General features: G+C 66.8%; 2 protein-coding genes. One reads left to right on the forward strand and one right to left on the reverse strand.

The window, feature by feature from the left end; translation table 11 throughout:
• Window positions 1-935 (forward strand): 4-hydroxy-2-oxovalerate aldolase (gene dmpG / locus ACFW0H_RS30045; protein ID WP_422917469.1); only part of this gene is annotated, 935 nt, incomplete at its 5' end.
• A 106-nt stretch (window positions 936-1,041) separates the two neighbouring features.
• On the opposite strand, the gene ACFW0H_RS30050 is transcribed toward dmpG, so the two are convergent.
• A complete protein-coding gene (locus tag ACFW0H_RS30050) occupies window positions 1,042-2,988 on the reverse strand; it encodes a UvrD-helicase domain-containing protein (protein WP_422917470.1) in 1,947 nt (648 codons plus the stop codon).
• Window positions 2,989-3,257 lie beyond the last annotated feature (269 nt).

Raw genomic sequence — 3,257 nt, forward strand, 5'->3', positions numbered from 1 at the left:
TGCAGGCCATCGCCCGCGCGCTGGACCAGGCCAAGGTGGATGCCATCGAAGTCACCCACGGTGACGGCCTGCAAGGCTCGTCCTTCAACTACGGCTTCGGCGCCCACACCGACCTGGAGTGGATCGAGGCGGCGGCCGAGGTGATCGAACACGCCACCCTGACCGTGCTGCTGCTGCCCGGCATCGGCACCGTGCACGACCTCAAGGCCGCCTATGATGCCGGCGCCCGCTCGGTGCGGGTGGCCACCCACTGCACCGAGGCGGACGTGGCCAAGCAGCACATCGAATACGCCCGTAGCCTCGGCATGGACACCGTCGGTTTCCTGATGATGAGCCACATGATTCCGGCGGCAGAGCTGGCGAAGCAGGGCCAACTGATGGAGAGCTACGGCGCGCAGTGCATCTACATGGCCGACTCCGGCGGCGCGATGAACATGCAGGACATCCGTGACCGCATGCGCGCCTTCAAGGCGGTGTTGAAGCCGGAGACGCAGACCGGCATGCACGCGCACCACAACCTCAGCCTCGGCGTGGCCAACTCCATCGTCGCGGTGGAGGAGGGCTGTGACCGCATCGACGCCAGCCTGGCCGGCATGGGCGCCGGCGCGGGCAATGCGCCGCTGGAGGTATTCATCGCCGCCGCCGAGCGCCTCGGCTGGCACCACGGCACCGACCTCTACCGCCTGATGGACGCTGCCGACGACCTGGTGCGGCCGCTGCAGGACCGCCCGGTGCGGGTCGACCGCGAGACCCTCGGCCTCGGTTATGCCGGGGTCTATTCGAGCTTCCTGCGCCACGCCGAAGTGGCGGCGGCCAAGTACGGGCTGAAGACCCTGGACATCCTGGTCGAGCTGGGCCGGCGGCGGATGGTCGGCGGCCAGGAAGACATGATCGTCGACGTGGCGCTGGACCTGCTGGCAGCGCGTAGTAGCTGAGCTCGTAGGATGGGTGGAGCCTGCGATACCCATCGAACCCCGCTGATGGGTATCGCTTCGCTCCACCACATCCTACATACCGCGCCCAACAGGAAGCCTTTCCCTACTACGCCCGGCTCGCAAACACCTGTGTCGCGCCCTGCACCTTGCTGGTGTACCAGATCACCCGGCTCACGCCCCGGGTGATGGCCACGTAGGCCAGGCGCAGGCTTTCGTCCTGCATGGCCTGGTCGTAGCTGTTGCGGAAGAAACCGGAGTGGGCGTAGAGCGCATTGCGCAGCGGGTGTTTCTCCGGTGGCGCGCAGTCGTCGACGATGATCGCCACCTCCGCCTGCAGGCCCTTGGCGCGGTGGATGCTGTAGGCCCGCACCGGCAGCTGAGCGTCCAGCTGGGCCTGGATCTGCTTGAGCGGATCGTTGCGCCGGCTGAGCACCAGCACCGCATTGCGGTCGGTGTTGGGCCGACTGGCGACGTGGGCGCACTGGGCCTGGACTTCCTTGACCAGCTCCGGCAGGCGCGACTTGAGGTCGAAGCGGGGCACCAGCTTCACCCCGTGATCCCCCGGCTGCATGGCCTTGAACGCCTTGCTCGTCTTGGCCTGCTTGAAGGCGACGCCAGCCAGCACCGCCTCACCGTCGCGCAGCACCGGCTCGATGGAGCGGTAGTTGGTTTCCAGCATCAGCACCGTGCTCTTCTTCGCCTTGCCCTTGCTGGGGAAGTGCTTATCGAAGTCCATGAACAGCTCCGGCGAACTGCCGCGCCAGCCGTAGATGGATTGCCAGTCGTCGCCGATGGCCATCAGGCTCACCGCCTCGCCCTTGCGTGCCAGGCCACGGTGCAGGGCCTGCAGCCACTGGACGATCTGCGGCGAGATGTCCTGGAACTCGTCGATCAGCAAATGGCTGAAGGGCGCCAGGGATTCGCCGGGAACGCCGTCGCCCTTGGCCAGGACCTCGCCCAGGCGGTGGAAGGCGGCATTGAAGGTCATCAGCCCTTGCTGTTGCAGCTGCGCCTCGAAATGCTTCCAGAACTGCACCAGCGCCTCGACGAAGGTGCGCTCCCGCGCCGAGCAGGCGAGCTCGCGAGCCTTCAGCCGGTCGAGGCGGATGCCGATGCACTCCATGAACCCGGCCTGGACATAGAAGGCTTCGAACAGCGGCAGCGGGGTGAACTCGCCGGCCAGCTTGAAGCCATCCAGCGGCGCCTTGGGTATCCGCGCAGGCTTGCCTTCGGCGGGAGCGGGCAGGGGCGGGAGATCCAGCAGGCTGTGTACCCGCTCGCGAAAGTCCGCTTCGGTGTTGTAGCAATCCTGGTAGGCCTGCTGCAGCAGGCGTTGCTGAGCCGGGCGCAGGCGACCGGCCAGCAGCGGGTTGTCCAGTTCGCTCGCGCCGGCCTCGTCCAGCTGCTCGAACCAGCGCGGATTGCCCAGCAGGTCCTTGGCCAGGGTGCCCATGGCCGAATGGAAGGTGCGCACGCACTGGCGCGCCTGGGCGGCGTCGAAGGGGAACTGCCAGAAGGTCAGGACCTTGAGTAGCTGCTCGCGCAGTTGGGCGCAGGAGGCGTTGGTGAAGGAAATGATCGTGAGCCGCTCCGGCGCCACGCCCATGTGGCAGAGCATGAACACCACCCGCAGGACCAGGGTGGTGGACTTGCCGGAGCCGGCGCCGGCGAAGACGCGGGTGAGCGGCGCGCGGCCGAGGATCATTGCCCACTGCTCATCGGACGGCGGGCTGACCACCCCGGCCGCCACGGCCTGGGCCACGCGCTCGCGCATGGCGTCCACCTGCGCGTCGGTCACCTTCATCCTCGTGCTGGCGTAGATGCCATCGGCGGCGGGCGCCCGGGGCTTGGCGGGGCCGTCGCCGGCGGCTTTCCGGGTTCCGCCGGCCTTGGCCTTCCCGGCGGTCCCGGCAGTCTTTTTCGTCCTGGGCTTGGGTTTTCTCAGCTGCGCCGCCGCTTCGCTCTCGGCGCGCAGGTACTCGGTGGTGCGCGGGAAGTAACGCGCCAGGGCGCCGGACAGCAGCGACTTGTAGCGTTTCACGGCAGACAGCATGGGTTGATCCCTGTAACCACGACAAAGCGCGGAATCATAAGCGCTTTTGTGTGACGACAGGATGCTGGCGGATTGCTCTGGCAGTGCGTAGGGTGGAAATCCCTTTTGGGATTTCCACCATCGGTGCCCTGCACGGCCTCGCTGGTGGATAGAAAAGCGCTATCCACCCTTGTATCTCGACTAGCGTCCTTTCAAAGAGCGATAGTCCCCGACTGATCATCGGGGGAGGGTCAGGAAGCCGTATCCACCCTTAGGCCTCGAGCTTGCGA

Origin of the sequence: Metapseudomonas cellulosilytica, from assembly GCF_049334135.1 — a bacterium.
GTDB lineage: Bacteria > Pseudomonadota > Gammaproteobacteria > Pseudomonadales > Pseudomonadaceae > Metapseudomonas.

Excerpts from the sequence above, each read along its gene's own strand:
- ACFW0H_RS30050 (WP_422917470.1), bottom strand. The coding sequence starts at position 2,988 with ATGCTGTCTGCCGTGAAACGCTACAAGTCGCTGCTGTCCGGCGCCCTG.